This is a genomic window from Cupriavidus sp. GA3-3 (genome assembly GCF_000389805.1).
GTDB lineage: Bacteria > Pseudomonadota > Gammaproteobacteria > Burkholderiales > Burkholderiaceae > Cupriavidus > Cupriavidus necator_D.
The window spans coordinates 244,154-265,667 of sequence record NZ_KB944501.1; the positions used below are offsets into that span (position 1 = coordinate 244,154).

At 68.7% G+C, this 21,514-nt stretch carries 21 protein-coding genes; 12 read left to right on the forward strand and 9 right to left on the reverse strand.

Annotated elements, in window-relative coordinates:
- The first annotated feature begins 33 nt into the window (after window positions 1-33).
- Window positions 34-1,029 carry a tripartite tricarboxylate transporter substrate binding protein gene (locus C265_RS25250; protein WP_010811469.1) on the forward strand — a complete coding sequence of 332 codons (996 nt, stop codon included), beginning with the start codon at window positions 34-36 and terminating at the stop codon, window positions 1,027-1,029.
- Between the two features lie 16 nt (window positions 1,030-1,045).
- Here the strand turns inward: C265_RS25250 and mnmE are convergent, their stop codons facing one another.
- Both mnmE and C265_RS25260 read right to left on the reverse strand, forming a co-directional pair.
- Window positions 1,046-2,473 (reverse strand): tRNA uridine-5-carboxymethylaminomethyl(34) synthesis GTPase MnmE, encoded by a 1,428-nt coding sequence (gene mnmE / locus C265_RS25255; RefSeq protein WP_010811470.1) that lies wholly within the window; start codon window positions 2,471-2,473, stop codon window positions 1,046-1,048.
- A gap of 71 nt (window positions 2,474-2,544) precedes the next feature.
- Window positions 2,545-3,366 carry a CHAD domain-containing protein gene (locus tag C265_RS25260; RefSeq protein ID WP_010811471.1) on the reverse strand — a complete coding sequence of 274 codons (822 nt, stop codon included), beginning with the start codon at window positions 3,364-3,366 and terminating at the stop codon, window positions 2,545-2,547.
- A gap of 174 nt (window positions 3,367-3,540) precedes the next feature.
- Between C265_RS25260 and C265_RS25265 the strand changes: the two genes are divergently transcribed.
- Together C265_RS25265 and C265_RS25270 are read left to right on the forward strand one after the other, a co-directional pair.
- On the forward strand, window positions 3,541-3,978 hold the full coding sequence (locus C265_RS25265) for a PaaI family thioesterase (RefSeq protein WP_010811472.1): 438 nt from the start codon (window positions 3,541-3,543) through the stop codon (window positions 3,976-3,978).
- Window positions 3,979-4,009: 31 nt separating this feature from the next.
- Window positions 4,010-4,396, forward strand: a complete 387-nt coding sequence (locus C265_RS25270; RefSeq protein WP_010811473.1) for a VOC family protein — start codon at window positions 4,010-4,012, stop codon at window positions 4,394-4,396.
- An 8-nt stretch (window positions 4,397-4,404) separates the two neighbouring features.
- On the opposite strand, the gene tam is transcribed toward C265_RS25270, so the two are convergent.
- The 6 genes from tam to gatC form a co-directional block, all read right to left on the reverse strand.
- Window positions 4,405-5,175, reverse strand: coding sequence for a trans-aconitate 2-methyltransferase (tam, locus tag C265_RS25275; protein ID WP_010811474.1), 771 nt, complete (start codon window positions 5,173-5,175; stop codon window positions 4,405-4,407).
- A gap of 77 nt (window positions 5,176-5,252) precedes the next feature.
- On the reverse strand, window positions 5,253-6,710 hold the full coding sequence (gatB, locus tag C265_RS25280; RefSeq protein ID WP_010811475.1) for an Asp-tRNA(Asn)/Glu-tRNA(Gln) amidotransferase subunit GatB: 1,458 nt from the start codon (window positions 6,708-6,710) through the stop codon (window positions 5,253-5,255).
- A gap of 90 nt (window positions 6,711-6,800) precedes the next feature.
- Window positions 6,801-7,892: a dienelactone hydrolase family protein gene (locus tag C265_RS25285; RefSeq protein ID WP_010811476.1), complete on the reverse strand. Its 1,092-nt coding sequence runs from the start codon at window positions 7,890-7,892 to the stop codon at window positions 6,801-6,803.
- Between the two features lie 17 nt (window positions 7,893-7,909).
- Window positions 7,910-8,386 carry a hypothetical protein gene (locus tag C265_RS25290; RefSeq protein ID WP_010811477.1) on the reverse strand — a complete coding sequence of 159 codons (477 nt, stop codon included), beginning with the start codon at window positions 8,384-8,386 and terminating at the stop codon, window positions 7,910-7,912.
- Window positions 8,383-9,888 (reverse strand): Asp-tRNA(Asn)/Glu-tRNA(Gln) amidotransferase subunit GatA, encoded by a 1,506-nt coding sequence (gene gatA, locus C265_RS25295; protein WP_010811478.1) that lies wholly within the window; start codon window positions 9,886-9,888, stop codon window positions 8,383-8,385. The genes C265_RS25290 and gatA overlap by 4 nt, the downstream gene beginning before the upstream one ends.
- A 92-nt stretch (window positions 9,889-9,980) precedes the next feature.
- Complete coding sequence (gatC, locus tag C265_RS25300; protein ID WP_010811479.1) at window positions 9,981-10,280, reverse strand: Asp-tRNA(Asn)/Glu-tRNA(Gln) amidotransferase subunit GatC; 300 nt, start codon at window positions 10,278-10,280, stop codon at window positions 9,981-9,983.
- Window positions 10,281-10,880: 600 nt separating this feature from the next.
- Here gatC and C265_RS25305 point away from each other — a divergent pair.
- The 7 genes from C265_RS25305 (at window position 10,881) to C265_RS25335 (ending at window position 18,990) form a co-directional block, all read left to right on the forward strand.
- Entirely contained in the window at window positions 10,881-11,924 is a 1,044-nt protein-coding gene (locus tag C265_RS25305; RefSeq protein WP_008648066.1) for a rod shape-determining protein, read from the forward strand.
- A gap of 196 nt (window positions 11,925-12,120) precedes the next feature.
- On the forward strand, window positions 12,121-13,086 hold the full coding sequence (gene mreC, locus C265_RS25310; RefSeq protein WP_010811480.1) for a rod shape-determining protein MreC: 966 nt from the start codon (window positions 12,121-12,123) through the stop codon (window positions 13,084-13,086).
- Window positions 13,083-13,595, forward strand: coding sequence for a rod shape-determining protein MreD (gene mreD, locus C265_RS25315; protein ID WP_010811481.1), 513 nt, complete (start codon window positions 13,083-13,085; stop codon window positions 13,593-13,595). Before mreC ends, mreD begins: the two co-directional genes overlap by 4 nt.
- Window positions 13,596-13,648: 53 nt before the next feature.
- The gene (mrdA, locus tag C265_RS25320; protein WP_010811482.1) at window positions 13,649-15,955 is read left to right on the forward strand and encodes a penicillin-binding protein 2; all 2,307 of its coding nucleotides are present in this window, start codon (window positions 13,649-13,651) and stop codon (window positions 15,953-15,955) included.
- A gap of 11 nt (window positions 15,956-15,966) precedes the next feature.
- A complete protein-coding gene (rodA, locus tag C265_RS25325) occupies window positions 15,967-17,109 on the forward strand; it encodes a rod shape-determining protein RodA (RefSeq protein ID WP_010811483.1) in 1,143 nt (380 codons plus the stop codon).
- A gap of 89 nt (window positions 17,110-17,198) precedes the next feature.
- A complete protein-coding gene (locus C265_RS25330; protein ID WP_010811484.1) occupies window positions 17,199-17,885 on the forward strand; it encodes a DUF484 family protein in 687 nt (228 codons plus the stop codon).
- A gap of 25 nt (window positions 17,886-17,910) precedes the next feature.
- Window positions 17,911-18,990 carry a tyrosine recombinase XerC gene (locus C265_RS25335; RefSeq protein WP_010811485.1) on the forward strand — a complete coding sequence of 360 codons (1,080 nt, stop codon included), beginning with the start codon at window positions 17,911-17,913 and terminating at the stop codon, window positions 18,988-18,990.
- A gap of 1 nt (window position 18,991) precedes the next feature.
- Here the strand turns inward: C265_RS25335 and C265_RS25340 are convergent, their stop codons facing one another.
- The gene (locus tag C265_RS25340; RefSeq protein WP_010811486.1) at window positions 18,992-19,948 is read right to left on the reverse strand and encodes a transcriptional regulator GcvA; all 957 of its coding nucleotides are present in this window, start codon (window positions 19,946-19,948) and stop codon (window positions 18,992-18,994) included.
- A gap of 248 nt (window positions 19,949-20,196) precedes the next feature.
- On the opposite strand from C265_RS25340, the gene C265_RS25345 reads away from it, so the two are divergent.
- Both C265_RS25345 and lipB read left to right on the forward strand, forming a co-directional pair.
- A complete protein-coding gene (locus tag C265_RS25345; RefSeq protein ID WP_010811487.1) occupies window positions 20,197-20,565 on the forward strand; it encodes a DUF2917 domain-containing protein in 369 nt (122 codons plus the stop codon).
- Between the two features lie 170 nt (window positions 20,566-20,735).
- Window positions 20,736-21,491, forward strand: coding sequence for a lipoyl(octanoyl) transferase LipB (gene lipB, locus C265_RS25350; RefSeq protein ID WP_010811488.1), 756 nt, complete (start codon window positions 20,736-20,738; stop codon window positions 21,489-21,491).
- Window positions 21,492-21,514 lie beyond the last annotated feature (23 nt).

Below are 21,514 nucleotides of genomic sequence, written 5' to 3' on the forward strand. Positions count from 1 at the left end.
ACAGGACAACACTGAGAAGAAAGAGGCAATGCCATGCAAGCACTCCGCAGTACCAGGCGCCTGGCGCTCGCACTTGCCGCTGCCCTGGGCGCAATGATGGCGGCCCCGGCTGTGTCCGCGCAAACGGGCGCGGCGTGGCCTGCGCGGCCGGTTACCATCATCGTGCCGGGCGCGGCAGGGGGCACGATCGATATTCCCATCCGCCTGCTCGCGCAGAAACTGAGCCTTCGCCTTGGCCAGCCTGTCATCGTGGACAACCGGCCCGGCAGCGGGGGCATCATCGGCACACAGGCGGCGCTACGCGCGCCCGCCGACGGCTACACGCTCCTGGCGGGGAATGTCGGGCCGCAGGCCATCAACTACAGCGCCTACAAGACCCTGCCATACAAGCCGGACGACCTGGTGGGGATTACCGATGTCATCTCTTTTCCCAGCGTCCTGGTCGTCAACGCACAGTCGCCGATCCGGAGCGCCGCCGACCTGGTCGCGCAAATGAGGGCGCAGGCGGGAAAGCTGTCCTTCGGCTCCTCCGGCATCGGCCAGACCAGCCACCTGACCGGCGAACTGCTCAAGCAGCGCACGGGAACGGATGCCATTCACGTTCCCTATCGCGGTTCCACGCCGGCGACCACCGCGCTGCTGGCCGGTGAAACGACTTTCCAGTTCGACAACCTGACCCAGGCCCTGCCGCATATCCGGGCCGGCAAGCTGCGCCCGCTCGCCGTGACGTCGGCACGGCGAATCCCCAGCCTGCCCGAGGTGCCGACCATGGAGGAAACCGGGGTGGGCAACCTCTTGTCGACGGCGTGGATCGGCATCTTTGTGAAAGCCGGCACGCCGCCGGAGATCGCAGCCAGGCTGCATGAGCACCTGGTCGCGGTCCTGCGCGCCCCGGACGTGGTTACCGAAATCAGCCGGATGGGCGGTATTCCAGGCGGACAGGCACAGGAGAGATTCGCCGCCTTTGTCACGGCGGAACGCTTGCGCTGGAGCGAAACCATCAAGACCTCGCAGCTGAGCCTGGATTGAGGTCAGGCGCTGTGCCTTATTTTCCGATGCAAAACCGCGTAAAGATCGTCCCCAGCAGATCATCACTGGTGAACTCACCCGTAATGCTGTTCAGGCAATCCTGTGCCAGCCGCAGTTCTTCGGCAAACAGGTCCAGCGCCTGCGCCTGGTGCTCGGCCTGCTCGGCGGCGATATCCAGGTGCGATTGCGCATTCCGCAGCGCCGTCAGGTGCCGCTCGCGCGCCAGGAAGTTGCCTTCATTGCCCGACTGCCAGCCCACCAGCCGCAGCAGCTCACGGCGCAGCAGTTCAATGCCGGCCCCGGTGCGCGCCGAGATCCAGATCTCGGTCGGGTTGGGGCCGTTGGCGGCGACCACGTGCGGGCGGTTGCCGCCGAAGACGACATCGCCAACCGCGGGCGCCTTGTCGATCTTGTTGACGATGCGCACGATCGGCGAGCCCGGCGGCAGCTGGCCGCTGAGCTGGTCGTCGATGGCGTCGTCAGTCTCTGACAGGCCATGGCGCAGGTAGTCGGTGGCGTCGACCAGGTGCAGCACGATGTCGGCGCGGCGGATGGCGTCCCAGGTGCGTTCGATGCCGATGCGCTCGACTTCGTCGGCGGCATGCTCGCGCAGGCCGGCGGTGTCGATGATATGCAGCGGGATGCCGTCGATCTGGATGGTCTCGCGCACGCGGTCGCGCGTGGTGCCGGCGATGGGCGTGACGATGGCCAGCTCCGCGCCGGCCAGCGCGTTCAGCAGCGACGACTTGCCCACGTTGGGCTGGCCCGCCAGCACCACCGACAGGCCCTCGCGCAGCAGCGCGCCCTGGCGCGCCTGCGCCAGCACGCCGCTCAGTTCGGTGCGGATGGTGGCAAGCTGGCCGCGCGCGTCGGACTGGCCCAGGAAATCGATCTCTTCTTCGGGGAAGTCCAGCGTGGCTTCGACCAGCATGCGCAGGTGGATGACCTTGTCCACAAGCTGGCGGATGGCGTTGGAGAATTCGCCCTCCATTGAACGCGCCGCCGAGCGCGCCGCGGCCTCGGTGCTGGCTTCGATCAGGTCGGCCACGGCCTCGGCCTGGGCCAGGTCGAGCTTGTCGTTGAGGAAGGCGCGCCGCGTGAACTCGCCGGGCTCTGCCAGGCGCAGGCCGATGCCGTCGCCCGCTTGCAGGCAGCGTGTCAGCAGCATCTGCATCACCACCGGCCCGCCGTGGCCCTGCAGCTCGAGCACTTCCTCGCCGGTATAGGAATTGGGCGCCGGGAAATACAGCGCCAGGCCGTGGTCGATGACCTTGCCATGGCCATCGAGGAACGGCAGGTAGGTGGCGTGGCGCGGCTTCAGTGCCTGGCCGCAGACGGCGCGCATCACGGGGCCAACATCGGGGCCCGACACGCGCACCACGCCGATGCCGCCGCGTCCGGGCGCGGTGGCGATGGCGGCAATGGGAACCTGGGGAGCAGTCATGGCGCTATTGTCGCAGATCGGGTGCGGTTGGCGTGGCACGCGGTGGGCAGGCCGCCATGGCGGGCGGGTGGTCAGCTGGCACCGGGCAGCGGGCGCGGCGGCGCCTCGTCCGGCATTGCCTGCGCCTGCAGGCAATCGGCCAGCAGCCGGCGCGCGACGATGCCGTCGACAAGGCGGCCGAGCTTTGCCTGCCCTTTGACCAGCTTGCGATGCAGGTCCCTGGTGTAGCGGGATGGCAGCACCGGCTCGAATGCCTCGATCACATAGCGCAGTCGCTTGCCGGCGATGCGCTGCTCATGCACCGCGCGGGGATCGCCGCGGCGTGCGGCCTTTGCCAGCGCGCGCAGGCGCTTGCGGCCGCGGCGCACGCGCTTGCGCGCAAAGGGCCCGAGGCGGCCACCGCCATTGCGGGCGCGGGCGGCCAGCTGGGCCAGGTGCGCCAGGTCGCGATGCAGCGCTGGCAGCGGCCAGTCACGGTAACCGGCCAGGGCCGCCAGCATGGTTTGCCGTGCGGTGTCGCGGCGCTCTCGGGCGGTGTCGGCGATGGCCGACAGCACGGTATCGTCCGGTTCCAGTTTGCGTGCCGGGGCGATGGTTTCGGCCAGGAATACGTCCCAGTCGCGCACGTCGCTGGTGGCGCGCGCCAGCATGCGCAGGTCATGCTTCCAGCGATCGCGCTCCTGCCGCGGCAACGACGGCCCCAGGGCCCAGAGCACCGCGCGCGCATGGCGCACCGCCACGCGCAGCGCGTGCAGGTCTTCGGGCTCGTCGCGGTGCAGCAACTGGGCCAGGCTCGCTTCGATGCGCGCCAGGCTTGCCTGCGTCAGCGCGGCAAAGGCCGCGGCGGGCCGCGTCTTGCGGCGCAGTGTGGGGGGATGGGTGTCGGCGATCATTGCGGGCTGCATGCGCTCAGGCGCGCACTCGGGTCGCGGATGCTTCCAGTGTAGGCGACGGCACGCCGGCCCGCTTCCGCGCGGCGTAACAGGCGCATGGATGGTTGACAGCCCCGCGCCTTCACGCTGCAATGCGCACATCCCGGTGATGCAGTGACCCGACAAGGAACAGCCATGACCACCGAACAGGAACGGCTTCTGCTGCGCGACACCATCGAGGCGGGCTTTCGCCAGGCCGCCTTTGTCAACGATGTCGGCATCACGCTGGCGGACTGCGGGCCCGGCTGGTGCGAATCCACGCTGGCCATTGCGCCGCGCCACCTGCAGCACGGCGGCATCGTCCATGCGGGCGTGCAGGCCACCATCGCGGACCACACCGCGGGCGCGGCGGCATCCACCATCCTGGAGGCAGGCCAGCACGTGGTCACCGCGGAGTTCAAGATCAACCTGCTCAGGGCCGTGCGCAGCGAACGGCTGCGCTGCCGTGCCGATGTGCTCAAGTCCGGCCGTTCGATCATCGTGGTGGAGGCGGATGTCTTCGCCGACGTCCACGGTGAATCGGTGCTGGTCAGCCGCCTGAACGCCACCATGAGCGTGCTGGACCTGGCCTGAGCCCCCTCCCACCGTTGAAAGGAAGCGACCCATGATCGACCACACCGGCGTAAGCGTCAGTGACTACGGCAAGAGCCGCGCCTTCTACCAGGCGGCGCTGGGCGCCATCGGCTATGTGCTGGACAAGGAATTCCCGGCCAGCGTCACCGGCAGCACCGATGTCGCAGGCTTCGGCCCACCGGGGCAACCCGACTTCTGGATCCACCGCGGCACGCCCAACCAGCCGCCGCTGCATGTGGCCTTCCGCGTGGACAGCCGCGAGACCGTCGATGCCTTCCATCGCGCGGCGCTGGCCGCGGGCGGGCGCGACAACGGCGCGCCGGGCATCCGCGCGCACTACCACCCCAACTACTACGGCGCCTTCGTGCTGGATCCGGACGGGCACAACATCGAAGCGGTGTGCCACAAGCCGGCGTAGGGCTGGCCTCAGCGCGTCGCGACGATAAACAGGCGCGGGAACGGCAGCAGCACCGACCCGTCCGGCAGCGCCGGGTACGCTTTGGCAATCTCGGTCTGGTAGCGCGCCAGGTAGGCGGCGCGCTCGGCCTCGTCCAGCGGTTGCAGGAAGGGGCGCAGGCCGCTGCCCTTGAACCACTCCACCACCGCGGCCGGGCCGCCCGCCAGCGGATGGTGGTACGTGGTCAGCCATACGTCCACGCGCTGGCACAGCGGGCGCAACAGCTCGTAGTACCACTGCGCCGGGGCACGCTCGGCGCGGGCCTTGCTGGCGCCGGCGAGCTTTTCTGCCCACGGGCTTTCCGTCGCCACCTGGCGCATCAGCCGGTGCGCGGGTTCTTCCAGGTTGTCCGGCATCTGCACGGCCAGCGTGCCGCCGGGAGCGAGCCTGGATACCAGTGCCGGGAACAGGCTGGCGTGGTCAGGCAGCCACTGCAGCACGGCATTGGCCAGGATCACGTCATAGGGCCCGGCCTCGTCCCAGGCGCCGATGTCGGCCACGCGGAACTGCACCGCGGGCAGGCGCTTGCGCGCCGCATCGACCATGTCCTGCGAGCTGTCCAGCCCGGTCACCGACGCCCCCGCATAGCGCGCCAGCAGCACCTCGGTGGAGTTGCCCGGCCCGCAGCCGATATCCACCGCGCTGCGCGCGATCTCATTGGGGATGGCAGCCACCAGGTCGCGGACCGGGCGGGTGCGTTCGTCTTCGAAGGCGACGTATTGGTGGGCGGACCAGCTCATGGGGGATCTCCTGACTTTTAGAGCAGGCCAGTAGGATACGCCTGCCGCAGCGGTTCGCTGGCCCTGTCAGCCAGCCCTTACCCCAGCTTCTTCTTCAGCAGCTCATTCACCTGCGCCGGATTGGCCTTGCCCTTGGTCGCCTTCATCGCCTGCCCGACCAGCGCATTGAACGCCTTCTCCTTGCCCGCGCGGAATTCCTCGACCGACCTGGCGTTGGCGGCCAGCACGTCGTCGATGATCTTCTCCAGCTCGCCGGTGTCGGACATCTGCTTCAGGCCCTTGGCCGCGATGATGGCGTCGGCATCGCCGCCGTGCTCGCCGGCCCACATCGCCGGGAACACGTCCTTCTTGGCGGTGTTGTTCGATACCGTGCCGTCGGCGATGCGCGCGAGCAGCCTGGCCAGTTGCGCCGGCGTGACCGGTGCGGCGTCGATGGCGATGCCTTCGCGGTTCAGCTGCGAGGCCACGTCGCCCATCAGCCAGTTGGCCGCGGGCTTGGCGTTGGCGGCGCCGGCGTCGGCCACCACGGCCTCGTAGTAGGCGGCGAAGGCCTTGGTCGCGGTCAGCGTGGTGGCGTCATAGGCCGACAGGCCGTACTGCGAGACAAAGCGCGCCTGCATCGCCACCGGCAGTTCCGGCAGCTCGCCGCGCACGCGCTCGACCCAGCTCGCGTCGATTTCCAGCGGCATCAGGTCGGGGTCTGGGAAGTAGCGGTAATCGTGCGCGTCTTCCTTGGTGCGCATGGCGCGCGTTTCGCCCGTTTCCGGGTCGAACAGCACGGTGGCCTGCTGGATCTTGCGGCCGTCCTCGATCTCGGCGATCTGCCACTGCACTTCGTACTCGATGGCCTGCTGCAGGAATCGGAACGAATTCAGGTTCTTGATTTCGCGGCGGGTGCCGAATTCCTTCTGGCCGAGCGGGCGCACCGACACGTTGGCGTCGCAGCGGAAGCTGCCTTCCTGCATGTTGCCATCGCAGATGCCCAGCCACACCACCAGCGAGTGCAGCGCCTTGGCATAGGCCACGGCTTCGGCGGCGCTGCGCATGTCGGGCTCGGTGACGATTTCCAGCAGCGGGGTGCCGGCGCGGTTCAGGTCGATGCCGGTCATGCCGGCAAAGTCTTCGTGCAGGGACTTGCCCGCGTCTTCTTCCAGGTGGGCGCGGGTCAGGTTGACGGTCTTTTCGTAGAACTCGCCCTTCTTGCCTTCGACCTGGATGGTGATGGTGCCGCCCTGTACCACCGGGATCTCATACTGGCTGATCTGGTAGCCCTTGGGCAGGTCGGGGTAGAAGTAGTTCTTGCGCGCAAAGACGCTGCGCGGCGAAATGGTGGCGCCGATCGCCAGGCCGAACTGGATGGCGCGCTCGACCGCGCCCTTGTTGAGCACCGGCAGCACGCCCGGCAGCGCCAGGTCCACCGGCGAGGCCTGCGTGTTGGCCTCGGCCCCGAAGGCGGTGGAGGTGCCGGAAAAAATCTTGGAGGCCGTCGAAAGCTGAGCGTGCGTTTCGAGGCCGATCACCACTTCCCATTGCATGGCGGTATTCCTGTTCGGTTCTTTCGGTTCTGTCTGTTGCGGTGGAGCGGCGCAGCCGCCCCGGGGTTCAGTCTGGTCTTGCCCCGGCCCTCAGGGGTCGGGGCTGGCAAGCCATGAGTCGAGCTGGGCCAGCGCGGCCACGCGGGCCACCGCATCGCCGCCGACGGTGACGCCCTGGGTCTTGCGCATGCCCGCCGGTACGTCGCGGCGCATATGCAGCTCGCTGGTGCCGTCAAAGCCGTGATAGGCGCCGGGGTAGATCTCCAGCCGGAAGCGCGCGCCCGGCTGGCGCGCCAGCACCGCGCTTTGCAGCATGGCGCAGCGGGTGGCGGGCGTCCAGTCGTCGGCGCCGCCGATCATCAGCAGCATAGGCGCGCGCAGGCGGAAGTTGTGCTGCTGCACGGCGCGCCTGCAGCCCGGGTAGAACGCCACCGCGCGCTCCACCTGGGGCGTGCCGGCCGGCCACGGGCGGCTGGCATCGACGGTAGCCAGCACCGCCTGCGCGCCGTTGGACCAGCCCAGCAGCACGATACGCGCGGTGTCGACCGCCGGCTGCTGCGCCACCCAGCGCAGCGCGGCCAGCGCATCGGCGCGGCGCGTGCGGTCGTCGATGCCGCGCGCGTCGATGGGTTCGGAGCAGATGCCGTGGGGCCTGCCGCGCGCGCTGAAGCTGTCGGGCATCAGCACGGCATAGCCGCGCTCGTTCAGCCAGTGCGCGTATTCGCGGTAGCGTTGCTGCAGCAGTCCGGAAACGTCCGCCTGGGCGGTTCCGGCGGCACCCGCCGCGCTCGCGCGCGCGGGGCGCGCGGACAGCAGGCCGCCGCAGCCGTGCAACGCCACCACCACCGGCAGCGCGCGCGGGGTGGCGCCCTCGCGCGGCAGGAACCAGTAGGCGGTGAGCGCGGGCGTGGCCGCATCGCCGCGCAGCTGGACACGCTGCGCCGGCACGGGTGCCGTGGCCGCGGATCCTGGCGCGGCCCGGCTCACCGCATTCGGCGCCAGCACGCCGGCGGGCGTCAGCGGCGCCGGCTGCGCCAGCGCGGGCGCGGGCAGTTCCGGTGTATGCGCGGATGCGCCGGCCAGCCATGCGCCCAGCCCCAGTGCCACCGCGGCGCGCAGCACCGCCACCGCCGGACGGGCGGTGCGCGGTGAGCGTTGCGGGGTGGCGGGTGCGTGGGTCATGGCCGGCTTCGGTGGCTTCAGCGCGTGCGGGCGCAGGCGCCGCTGCCCGGCTCGAACATCACGGGCCAGGCTTCTTCGTAGACGCCGGGGGTGCAGCGCTGCTGGCAGTTGGCGTGCGCCAGCGTAACGCGGCGCGGGTCCTGCCAGACCATCAGCTTGCAGCCGCTGCCGTCATTGGCGCGCAGCTCGATATGCGGCTTCTTCTGGACCTGGCGGAAGTCCGCCAGGTTGAAGCTGCACGAGCCGCGCTTGCCTACCCACAGCTTCCACGACAGCTGCTGCACGCTGTTGTCCGACACGCGCAGCTGGGCGTCTTCGCGGAAGCCGTCTTCCTCGGTGCGGCGGCAGTCGCCGGCCAGGTCGATGTCGCGGCTGGCGATTGGAGCGGGCCGGCCCAGCCCGCCCGGCAGCGGGATGCAGCCGGCCACCGCCGCGGCGAGCGCGGCCGCGGCCATCAGGCGCAGGGTCAGCGAGGAGCGCGCGGTCATGTTCATGCCTTGCCCGGACGGCGCAGGTGCCAGTCGGTCGCCTGCTGGAACGCGTGCGCGGTCTGCAGCAGGCGCGCCTCGTCGAAGTAGTTGCCGATCAGCTGCAGGCCCACCGGCATGCCGGCCTCGCCAAAGCCGCACGGCACGCTCATGCCGGGCAGGCCGGCCAGGCTGGTCGACAGCGTGAAGATATCGGCCAGGTACATCTGCACCGGGTCCGAGGTCTTCTCGCCCAGTTTCCACGCCACCGTCGGCGCCACCGGCCCCATGATCACGTCGCACTGGGCGAAGGCACGCTGGAAGTCGTCGGCGATGATGCGGCGGATCTTCTGCGCCTGCAGGTAGTAGGCGTCGTAGTAGCCATGCGACAGCACATAGGTGCCGACCATGATGCGGCGCTTGACCTCGGCGCCGAAGCCTTCGGCGCGGCTCTTCTTGTACATGTCGAGCAGGTCGCGGTATTCGGCCGCGCGGTGGCCGTAGCGCACGCCGTCAAAGCGCGACAGGTTGGACGAGGCCTCGGCCGGCGCGATCACGTAGTACACCGGGATCGACAGCTCGGTCTTTGGCAGCGTCACCTCGACCAGCGTGGCGCCCAGCTTTTCATACTCGGCCAGCGCGGCGCGCACGGCCTGCTCGACGTCGGCCGACAGGCCCTTGCCGAAGTATTCCTTCGGCAGGCCGATGCGCAGGCCGGCGAGCGGGCGCTCGGTAGTGGCGCCGGCGCGCGGCTGGCCCAGCAGGCGGGTGTAGTCCTCGTCCACGCCGCCCTGCGCGGGCGTGATGCTGGTGGAGTCCCTGGGGTCGAAGCCGGCCATGGCGTTGAGCAGCAGCGCACAGTCTTCAGCGCTATGGGCCATCGGGCCGGCCTGGTCCAGCGACGAGGCGAAGGCGATCATGCCGTAGCGCGACACGCGGCCGTAGGTCGGCTTGATGCCGGTGATGCCCGAGAACGACGACGGCTGGCGGATCGAGCCGCCGGTGTCGGTGCCGGTGGCGGCGGGGGCCAGGCCGGCGGCCACGGCCGCGGCCGAGCCGCCCGACGAGCCGCCGGGCACGCGGCTGGTGTCCCAGGGGTTGCGCACCGGGCCGAAATGCGAGTTCTCGTTGGACGAGCCCATCGCGAACTCGTCCATATTGGTCTTGCCCAGCGTGACCATGCCGGCCGCGGCCATGCGTTCGACCACGGTGGCGTCGAACGGGCTTTCATAGTTGGCCAGCATCTTCGAGCCGGCGGTGGCACGCCAGCCGCGCGTGACGAACACGTCCTTGTGCGCGATCGGCACGCCGGTCAGCGGCGCGGCCTCGCCGCGGGCGCGGCGTTCATCGGCGGCGCGCGCCTGCGCCAGGGTCCGCTCGGCATCGACGTGGATAAACGCGTTGAGCGCGGCAGCCTGCTCGATGCGGGCCAGGTACTCGCGTGCGAGTTCCTCGGCGGAGACGGAGCGCGCGGCCAGCGCATCGGCTAGCTGGCGCAGGGAGGTCACGGAATCAGCGGAAAAGGGCATGACAGTCGGTTGGCATCAGGGGGTGGCGTACTGGCGGGTGGCCGGCGCCGGACAGGCATGCACGGGTGCGTCGGGTCCGGGCCGGGCGGCGGTCATTCGATGACCTTGGGCACCAGGTACAGGCCGTCTTCGGTGGCCGGCGCGGGGCGCTGGTAGTCGGCGCGGCGGTCGGATTCGGTGACCACGTCCTCGCGCAGGCGCTGGACCATGTCGCGCACGGCTGACAGCGGGTGGGCCAGCGGCTCGATACCGGTGGTGTCGACCGCCTGCATCTGCTCGACCAGCGAGAAAAAGTTGTTCAGCTGCGCAAGCGTCTGGGCGGCCTCGTCATCGCTGATTTCGATGCGGGCCAGGTGGGCGATGCGCTTGACGTCGGATAGAGCGAGGGCCATGGCGTGGTGGTTCGGATGCTCGGATGCGGGGGCGCGGGCTGCGCCGGCGGCTGGCTCATGGGGCGGCTGCGTCGCACGGCCCGTGGCCTGACCGGGGGCGCCGGAGTGGCGCCCCGGAGTCGTCGGAATTACAGGTATTTTCAGGCTGTAAACGCCCGAAGCAGCAGGAATTATAAGGTATCATTGCGAGTTACCGACCCTTGGCAACGCTTACGCCACATGGCCGCAAGCCGGCCGCTGGCCGGCGCGCTTGCGCCTGGCATCCACAGGCGCCCGAAGGGCGGACCTGGGTCCTCTGATTAGGCCTCTGCAGCCGGCCAGCGCATGTCGCAGTGATTCGATATGGTGCGCCGGTGCCTGCACATTTCCGCGAACTTTTCCGCGGGGTCTAATCAAAGGTTCCCGTAGGGCCGGCGCGCGCGGTGCGCCGGCGACTGCCGTTCCCATTCCATCCCGGCCCGGGCAGCCCCGTGCCGGACGGCGGGCGGACCGGGAAGCCGGGAACCATTCCGTATTCAACACAACGTATTTCGTGGCCGGGCCGTTCGCGGTGCCGGCCGCTTCGCCTACCCGCGAACACCACCACAGACAGGATTCCTGATGTTCGGATTTCTCCGCAGCTACTTCTCCAACGACCTGGCGATCGACCTCGGCACCGCCAACACGCTGATCTACATGCGCGACAAGGGCATCGTGCTGGACGAGCCCTCGGTCGTCGCGATCCGCCAGGAAGGCGGCCCCAACGCCAAGAAGACCATCACGGCGGTGGGCAAGGAAGCCAAGCAGATGCTGGGCAAGGTGCCGGGCAATATCGAGGCGATCCGCCCGATGAAGGACGGCGTGATCGCCGACTTCACCGTCACCGAGCAGATGCTCAAGCAATTCATCAAGATGGTGCACGACAGCAAGCTGCTGCGCCCGAGCCCGCGCATCATCATCTGCGTGCCGTGCGGCTCGACCCAGGTCGAGCGCCGCGCCATCCGCGAATCGGCGCTGGGCGCCGGTGCCAGCCAGGTCTACCTGATCGAGGAGCCGATGTCGGCCGCGATCGGCGCCGGCCTGCCGGTGTCCGAGCCGTCGGGCTCGATGGTGGTGGATATCGGCGGCGGCACCACCGAGGTGGGCATCATCTCGCTGGGTGGCATGGTCTACAAGGGTTCGGTGCGCGTGGGCGGCGACAAGTTCGACGAGGCCATCGTCAACTACATCCGCCGCAACTACGGCATGCTGATCGGCGAACAGACCGCCGAAGCGATCAAGAAGGAAATCGGCTCGGCCTTCCCGGGCTCCGAAGTCCGCGAGATGGAAGTCAAGGGCCGCAATCTGTCCGAAGGCATCCCGCGCGCCTTCACCGTGTCGTCCAATGAAATCCTCGAAGCCCTTACCGATCCGCTGAACCAGATCGTTTCGGCGGTGAAGATCGCGCTGGAACAGACCCCGCCCGAACTGGGTGCCGACATCGCCGAACGCGGCATGATGCTGACCGGCGGCGGCGCGCTGCTGCGCGACCTGGACCGCCTGCTGGCGGAAGAAACCGGCCTGCCGGTGCTGGTGGCCGAAGACCCGCTGACCTGCGTGGTGCGCGGTTCCGGCATGGCGCTGGAACGCATGGACAAGCTCGGCAGCATCTTCTCCTACGAGTAAGAAGGACGCTCACGTGGCGATGCGCGGCCTGCCGGATCCAGCGATCAGGGCGGCGTCGCGGCGCCTCATCCGCCGGGGCCGGGCCCTGGCAGTTCCCGCCGCCCGGCCGTGCCGCTCCCGTCCCCGCAAGGGACCCGGGCGTGGCACGGCGGGCGGCGGGGCGTTTCCGCGTGGGCTTTGGCCTTTGTTCGGGTAAATGGATTACTCCCCTCCGCCGCTCTTCAAGCAAGGCACCTCGGCTGTCGCCAGGCTGGTCCTGTACGTGGGTATCGCGCTGGCGCTGCTGGTGGTCGATGCCCGTTTCGACGCGCTCAGCGTGGGCCGGCAGGTTGCCGCCACCGTGCTGATGCCGGTCGAACGCCTGGTGCTGACGCCGCGCGACGCACTGCGCACGATGTTCGACTATGCGCAGTCGTCGGCGATGCTCGCCACCGAAAACCGCGAACTGCGCCAGAACGCCGTGCAGCAGGCCCAGGCCTCGGTGCGCCAGGCGCAGCTGGAGTCCGAGAACAACCAGCTGCGCAAGCTGCTCGGGCTGGCGCAGCAGTCGGCCACGCCGGTGACGGCCGCCGAGATCCTGTATGACGCGCGCGATCCCTACACCCAGCGTATCGTGATCGACAAGGGCAGCCAGCACGGCCTGCGCGCCGGCTACCCGGTGATCGACGAGCGCGGCGTGGTGGGGCAGGTCACGCGCGTGTCGCCGTTCCAGTCCGAGGTGACGCTGCTCACCGACAAGGACCAGGCCATCCCCGTGCAGGTGGTGCGCAACGGGCTGCGCAGCGTGGCCTTCGGCGGCGCGCGCGCGGGCCAGCTGGACCTGCGCTTCATGGCCGCCGCCGCCGACCTGCAGCAGGGCGACCTGCTGGTGACCTCGGGCCTGGACGGCACCTACCCGCCGGGCCTGCCGGTGGCAAAGATCGTCCATATCGAGCGCAAGGCCGATACCGCGTTTTCGCGCGTGTACTGCGAGCCGGTGGCCGGCGTGCGCGCGCACCGCCTGCTGCTGGTGGTGCGCTACGACGCGGCCATTCCCGCGCGGGAAACGGTCGAGGCCAAGCCGGAGGCGCCGGTCAAGGGCGCCAAGTCCGCTGCGGCACGCGCTGCCGCCGATAGCGCAGCGGCTGCCAAGGCCGCACCCGCCAAGGAGGCACCACGGTGACCAATCCCCAATACCTGCTGCGGCCGGTCAATCCCGCCTTTATCGCCTTCAGCTTCGTGCTGGCGTTCCTGTTCAACCTGATGCCCTGGGGCACCACGCTGTGGGTCCCCGACATGGTGGCGCTGGTGCTGGTGTTCTGGAACATCCACCAGCCGCGCAAGGTGGGCATGGGCGTGGCCTTCCTGCTGGGCCTGCTGATGGACGTGCACGATGCCCGGCTGCTGGGCGAGCACGCACTGGCCTACACTCTGCTGGCCTACTTCGCCATCACCATCCACCGCCGCGTGCTGTGGTTCACCGTCTATACCCAGGCGCTGCACGTGCTGCCGCTGCTGTTCGTCGTGCACGCGGTGCCGGTGCTGATCCGGCTGGCCATGGGCGCGCCGCTGCCGGGCTGGCAACTGCTGCTGGCACCGGCGATCGAGGCGCTGCTGTGGCCGCTGGCCACCAGCCTGCTGCTGGCGCCGCAGCGCCGTTCGAGCGATGTCGACGAGACGCGTCCGATCTGACGCCGCACGCACCTGACCGCACCTAAACGCTCATCCCTGGCCAACGCAGTACCATGACCGAAATCCGCAACGTCGAACTGGAAATCGGCCGCTTCCGCATCCGCGTGGCGGCCGCGGCCCTGTTCACGGTGATCTGCTTTGGCCTGCTGTTCACGCGCTTCCTGTGGCTGCAGTGGTACAAGCATGACCAGTACTCGGCCAAGGCCGAGGACAATCGCATCTCGGTGGCGCCGATCGAGCCCAACCGCGGCATCATCATGGACCGCAACGGGATCGTGCTGGCGCGCAATTATTCCGCGTACACGCTGGAGATCACGCCGTCCAAGCTGGGCGATACGCTGGACAACACCATCGAAGGCCTGTCGGCGCTGGTGGATATCCAGCCGCGCGACCGGCGCCGCTTCAAGCGGCTGATGGAAGAGTCGCGCAGCTTTGAAAGCCTGCCGATCCGCAGCCAGCTGAGCGACGAGGAAGTGGCGCGCTTCTCCGCGCAGCGCTTCCGCTTCCCGGGCGTGGATGTGCGCGCGCGGCTGTTCCGGCAGTACCCGCTGGGCGAGTCGGCTTCGCACGTGATCGGCTACCTGGGCCGCATCTCGCAGCGCGACCAGGAACGCATCGAGGCCATGGACGAGGCCAACGATGCCGACGGCGCCAAATACGATCCGCGCAAGGACGCCGACAACTACAAGGGCACCAACTACATCGGCAAGATCGGCCTGGAGCAGAGCTACGAGAGCGAGCTGCACGGCCTGACCGGCTTCGAGGAAGTGGAAGTGAGCGCGGGCGGGCGCCCCATCCGCACGCTTTCGACGTCACCCGCCACGCCTGGCAACAACCTGATCCTGTCGCTGGACATCCGCCTGCAGCAGCTGGCCGAGGCACTCTACGGCAACCGCCGCGGCGCACTGGTGGCGATCGAGCCGTCCACCGGCGACATCCTGGCCTTTGTCTCCAAGCCGACCTACGACCCCAACTTGTTCGTCGAGGGCATCGACACCAATACCTGGAACGAGCTCAACAACTCGCCCGACAAGCCACTGCTGAACCGCCCGCTGCGCGGCACCTACCCGCCGGGCTCGACCTACAAGCCGTTCATGGCGCTGGCCGCGCTGACCACCGGCAAGCGCACCGCGGCCTGGGGCATGTCCGACCCCGGCTTCTTCACGCTGGGCAACCATACCTTCCGCGACGACAAGCCGGGCGGCCATGGCTGGGTCGACATGCACAGCTCGATCGTGCATTCGTGCGACACCTACTACTACGCGCTGGCGCGTGACATGGGCGTCAACGGCATCCATGACTTCATGAAGCCGCTGGGCTTCGGCCAGATCACGGGCATCGACATCGAGGGCGAAAGCCGCGGCATCCTGCCGTCGACCGACTGGAAGCGCCGTGCCTACCGCAAGCCCGAGCAGCAGAAGTGGTACGACGGCGAGACCATCTCGCTGGGCATCGGCCAGGGCTACAACAGCTTCACCATCCTGCAGCTGGCGCAGGCCACCTCGGTCATCGTCAACGACGGCAAGGTGATGAAGCCCCACCTGGTCAAGGCCGTGGAGGATGCGGTCACGCGCAAGCGCACGCTGACCGTGCCCAAGGAAAGCTACACGATCCCGCTCAAGCAGGCCGACATCAACGTGATCAAGCGCGCCATGGTGGCGGTGACGCATTCCGGCACGGCCGCGCGCGTGTTCGCCGGCGCCGCCTACGAATCGGCGGGCAAGACCGGCACGGCGCAGACCTACAGCCTGGCCAAGGGCGAGAAGTACAACCACCACGCGCTGGACGAGCGCAAGCGCGACCACTCGCTGTACACGGCCTTCGCGCCCGCGGACAACCCCAGGATCGCGATTGCGCTGATCGTCGAGAACGCCGGCTTCGGCGCCGCGGTGGCCGCGCCGATCGCGCGCAAGGTGATGGACTACTACCTGACCGGCAAATGGCCGGCGGAGCTGGAAGCCATCGCGCCGCCGGAAGCCGAGCGCATGGCGGGCCGCCCGCCGGTGGCAACGCCGAGCGTGTTCACCACCGGCCAGACCGCCAGCATTGCCAGCGCCACGGTGATGTCGAGCGGCAGCGCGCCGGCCAGCGGCGCGGCCGCCAGCGAGGTCGCCGCGGCGTCGGGCGCGCATGCCGGGGCGTCTGACGCGATCGCGGCGGCGCTGGACCCGGCCGCGATCGCACCGGCCTCGGCCGTGCAGACGCTGGATGAACGCATGCTGCAGGCGCTGGGCCACAGCAAGCCGAAGGTGCCGCCGCCGGCTTCCGCGCCGGTCGTGCCGGCCAAGGCGCCCGCGCCCAAACCACGCGTCAAGCCCGTGGCTGCCAAGGCAGCCAGCGGTGCCGACGCCACTCGCTGAAGGAGACGCGCATGGATCGACGCCGCGTCCTGTCCCTGATCAAGACCGCGCTGACCGGTTTTGACAAACCACTCTCGCTGATCGTCTTCCTGCTGTTCGCCACTGGCATCGTGGCGCTGTACTCGGCCGCCATCGACATGCCGGGCCGGGTTGAGGATCAGCTGCGCAATATCCTGCTGTCTTATGTGGTGATGATCGTGATCGCCTACCTGCCTACGCAGACGCTGATGCGGGTGGCGGTGCCGATCTACACGGTCGGAGTGGCGCTGCTGATCGCGGTGGCCATGTTCGGCCTGATCCGCAAGGGCGCGCGCCGCTGGCTCTATGTCGGCATGGTGATCCAGCCGTCCGAGATCATGAAGATCTCGATGCCGCTGATGCTGGCCTGGTATTTCCAGAAGCGCGAGGGCGTGATCAAGTGGTTCGACTTCGTGGTGGCGCTGGGGCTGCTGCTGATCCCGGTCGGCCTGATCGCCAAGCAGCCTGACCTGGGCACGGCACTGCTGGTGATGGCCGCGGGCGTGTACGTGATCTACTTCGCCGGCCTGTCGTGGCGGCTGATCCTGCCGCTGCTGGGGCTGCTGGTGGTGGCGATCACGCTGCTGATCACGTTCCAGAACGATATGTGCGCGCCGGGCGTGAACTGGCCGGTGCTGCACGACTACCAGCAGCACCGCGTCTGCACGCTGCTGGACCCGACCAGCGATCCGCTCGGCAAGGGCTTCCACACGATCCAGTCGATCATCGCCATCGGCTCCGGCGGGGTCGAGGGCAAGGGCTGGCTCAAGGGCACGCAGACGCACCTGGAATTCATCCCGGAAAAGCACACCGACTTTATCTTCGCGGTGTACTCGGAAGAGTTCGGCCTGATCGGCAATGCGGTGCTGCTGGTGCTGTACCTGCTGCTGATCTTTCGCGGCCTGTTTATCGCGGCCAATGCGCCGACGCTGTTCTCGCGGCTGCTGGCGGGATCGATCACGCTGATCTTCTTCACCTATGCCTTCGTCAACATGGGCATGGTCAGCGGCATCCTGCCGGTGGTGGGCGTGCCGCTGCCGCTGATGAGCTATGGCGGCACCGCACTGGTGACGCTGGGCGCGGGCATCGGCATTCTGATGAGCATTTCGCGGCAGAAGCGGCTGATCCAGACGTAGCGCGGCCTGCGTAAAAAAGGGGCCGCGGCTGTGCCGCCGGTCCCCTTTGCTAAACTGCCACCCACTTTACCTCTACCGGTCCACGCCCCATGAACGCCCAAGACGTTGCCGCCTACCTGCAGAGCCACCCCGAATTCTTCGAAGAACACGCCGAGCTGCTGGCCGCGGTGCAGCTGACCAGCCCGCACAGCCACCGCGCCGTGTCGCTGCAGGAACGCCAGATGGAAATCCTGCGCGAGAAGAACAAGGGCCTGGAGCTGCGCCTGGCGGACCTGGTCCGCCACGGCCATGACAACGACCGCACCCAGCAACGCATGCATGCCTGGCAGCTGCGCCTGCTGGCCGAAGCCGATTCGCACGCGCTGCCCTATGCAGTGCAGGACGGCCTGCAGCAGGTGTTCGATGTGCCGGCGGTGGCGCTCAGGCTGTGGGATGTCGCCGAGCAATACGTCCATATGGAAGTGGCGCAGGGCGCCAGCGAAGACCTGCGCATCTTTGCCGAAGGCCTGCGTGCGCCGTACTGCGGCAGCAACGGCGGCTTCGAGGCCGCGGGGCTGCTGGAGCGCGACGATATCACCTCGCTGGCGATGGTGACGCTGCGCGTGCCGGTGCGTGCCGGCGATGCCGAGGCCGGTGCCGACGTGCGCGGCGCAGCCTTTGGCCTGCTGGTGCTGGGCTCGCCCGATCCGCGCCGTTTCCACGAAGGCATGGGCACCGCCTACCTGTCGCAGATCGGCGAAGTCGCCGGCGCCGCGCTGCACCGGCTGCGCGACTGAGGCGCGGCGGCCCACGCCTGACGCCATGACTGCACGCCGGCCGCCCCGCAGCGTGGTTGCGGATATCGCTCCTGCCAGCGACGGCCCGCCGCCGGCACCCGAGCCGCTGGTCACACGCTACCTGGACTGGCTGCGCGGCAGCCGCAAGCTGGCCGAGCACACGCTGACCAGCTACAGCCGCGACCTGCGCGTGCTGCAGGGGCACGCGGCGCGTTATGCACCCGGCGTGGCCCTGCTGGCACTGCAGACCCACCATATCCGCAACTTTGCCGCGCGGCTGCATGGCGCCGGGCTGGTCGGCACCAGCATCGCGCGCACCTTGTCGGCCTGGCGCGGTTTCTTCCAGTGGGCGGCGCGCCACGGCCATGGCGTCACGGTGAACCCGGTCGACGGCGTGCGCGCGCCGCGCTCTGGCCACGCACTGCCCAAGGCCTTGTCGGTCGAACATGCGGTGGCACTGGTCGCGCATCCTGCCGGCACGGATGCCCAGGCACTGCGCGACCAAGCGGTCCATGAGCTGTTCTATTCAAGCGGGCTGCGGCTGTCCGAGCTGGTGCAGCTGGACCTGCGCTATGCCGATGCCGACGGCTACCGCTCCAGCGGCTGGCTCGACCTGGCCGGAGCGGAAGTCACCGTGACCGGCAAGGGTTCGCGCCAGCGCTCGGTGCCGGTCGGCAGCAAGGCCATCGAGGCGCTGCGTGCCTGGCTGGCGGTGCGCGACACGCTGCTGCGCCCAGGCGCCTTGCCGGAAGATGCCCACGCCTTGTTCCTCGGCCCGCGCGGGCGGCGCCTGTCGATGCGCACGGTGCAGTTGCGGCTCAAGCAACAGGCGCTGCGCGCCGGCGTGCCGGCCGATGTGCATCCCCATATGCTGAGGCACTCATTTGCCACCCACGTGCTGCAGTCGTCGGGGGACCTGCGCGCGGTGCAGGAGATGCTGGGCCATGCCAGCATTTCGACCACGCAGGTCTATACCGCGCTCGATTTCCAGCATCTGGCGAAGGTCTACGACAAGGCCCATCCGCGGGCCGGCCGGGCGCGCGCCAGGCCGGCGGCGGACGCAGCCGCCGATCCTGCTGACTCCGGCGAAGCGTCGGAAGACTAGTTCACTCCCACTGCGCCAGCACCTCGCGGAAGCGCTCGATCTCGGGCAGCAGCCAGCCGCGGAACGCCTGCACCTTGGGCAGGTTCAATGAGCCCGGGGCGCATACGAAGTACAGCAGCCATGGACAGGGGATGCTGACATCGAACAGCCGCACCACGCGCCCGGCCAGCAGGTCGTTGTAGGCCAGCGAGGAGCGGATCAGCGCAATGCCCTGGCCTTCGGACGCGGCCTGCAGCAGCAGCGAGGAATCTTCCAGCAGCAGGCCCTTGCGCGGCTCGGGCCAGTCCAGCCCGGCGGCCTCGAACCACGGCTTCCACGGATCGCCCTCGCCGCGCAGCAGCGGCAGCCCCGCCATGTCCTGCGGCCGCTCGGGCAGGCGGCCGCCATTGAAGCCGGGGCTGCAGACCGGGAAGAAGACGTCGTCCAGCAGCCGCTCCACATACAGGCCGGGATAGTCGCCGCTGCCCATGCGCAGCGCGATATCGACTTCCTCATGCGCAAAGTTGACCAGCGTGTTCGACGACAGCAGCTCGACATCCAGCTCCGGGTGGCGCTCGATAAAGCTGCCGATGCGCGGCGTCAGCCAGCGCGCGGCAAACGACGGCATGGTGCTGATGGTCAGGCGCTTGTCGCGGTTGCCGGCCTGCAGCGCGCGCGTGGCATCGGCGATCTGCAGCAGCGCGTCACGCACGCGCTCGGCATAGAGGCGCCCCGACGGCGTCAGCGCGACACGCTTGCCGTGGCGCTCGAACAGCGGCATGCCCAGTTCGTCTTCCAGCGCGCGGATCTGGTGGCTGACCGCGCCGTGCGTGACAAACAGCTCCGTGGCCGCGCGCGAAAAGCTCTCGTGCCGCGCCGCGGCCTCGAAGGCGCGCAGCGCGGTCAGCGCCGGCAGGCGCGGCAGCTCGCGGTGCCAGCCGCGCGGCAGGTCCTTTTCCCAGGCGCTCTTCCATGCCATGGTGGTCTCCAGGCGGTCGTGTGTATGTGAGTTTGTCTAACAAGAACAAAGAAAATATATCGTTTTGATAGTGGCCGGGCAATCACTAATATTCCATCACCGGCCCCCGCAGTAGTCATTTACTTCACGGCGATATTCAGAGGATTTAACTGGCCTGGTCCCCTTGCCGGGCCAGTTCCGGTACCCCGCCGCGAATTCGTACTGGGTTTGGCGTATCCCCGCCGAGGCCGGCTGAACGGAGAACCACCATGAAAACCGTGCTCACAACGACCGTGTTCACCCTGAATCCTGGCGAAGTCACCACGCTGTCGGTGCATGCTGCCCAGCGCCTGCATGTCGAAGAGGCCCGCGGCGCTGACGTATGGCTGACCCGCGAGAAAGATTCAGAGGACTACTGGCTGCGTTGTGGCGGCAGCCTGCTGCTGCGCTCGGGTGACGAGGTGGTGCTGAGCGTTGACCCGCGTGCGCTGCACCCGGTGCGCCTCGCCCTGATCGCGGAAGCCCGCCGCCCGGCGCTGGCGCTGGCTGATGTGCCGCACCTGGTATATCGCAGCCTGCGCCGTCTGGTTCGAGGCACGGAGTGGACGCCTAACCAGGACCAGGTCACTGCATCCTGAGGCGAAGGCCGGCGGGGCATCGTCCGCATCACACCGCAGCCGCGGGCATCTGCGCCTGGTCTGGTCGCGTGACGCATCGGACGATTCCCGCCGGTCCACGCCCTGAGCGGGCAGCACAAGTGACCGAGGCAGGGCCGGCGCAAGCCGGCCCTTTTCGTTACACTCTCGCCATGCATCCGATTCAAGTCATCGAACGCGGCCGCGAGGACTATCAGCCGTGTTTCGACGCGATGCGCGCCTTCACCGCCGCACGCACGCCCGAGACGCCCGACCAGGTCTGGCTGGTCGAGCATCCGCCGGTCTACACGCTGGGCCAGGCGGGCGATCCCGCACACCTGCTCGCCCCGGACGACCAGATTCCCGTCGTGCAGATCGATCGTGGCGGGCAGATCACATATCACGGTCCCGGCCAGGTCGTGGCCTATTTGCTGCTCGATCTGCGCCGCCGCCGCCTGATGGTGCGCGAACTGGTGCACGGCATCGAGCAGGCGGTGCTGGACACGCTCGCGGCGTATAATCTCGCAGCCGAACGCAAGCCCGGCGCCCCCGGCATCTATTTGTCCGACGGGCCGCACCAGGGCGCCAAGATTGCCGCGCTCGGCCTCAAGATCCGCAACGGCTGCAGCTACCACGGCGTCAGCCTCAACGTGCAGATGGACCTGTCGCCGTTCCTGCGCATCAATCCCTGCGGCTATGCCGGGCTGGAAACAGTCGACATGGCCAGCGCAGGCGCCACCTTCGCGGCGGCGGATGCCAACGGCGCCCCCTTGCCCGTGACCGCGGCACAACAACCGGAAATCGCACTGCGCCTGGCGGCAGCATTGTGCGAGGTGCTGGCAGCGCACGAAGCCCGCGCGCTGGCTGCCGAAGGAACTGCCGCCCCGGCTGAAGCGAAGCAGCCGGGTGAGACGGCCCTGGCCTCCTAGTCAAAAGCGAAATGCACGCTGAG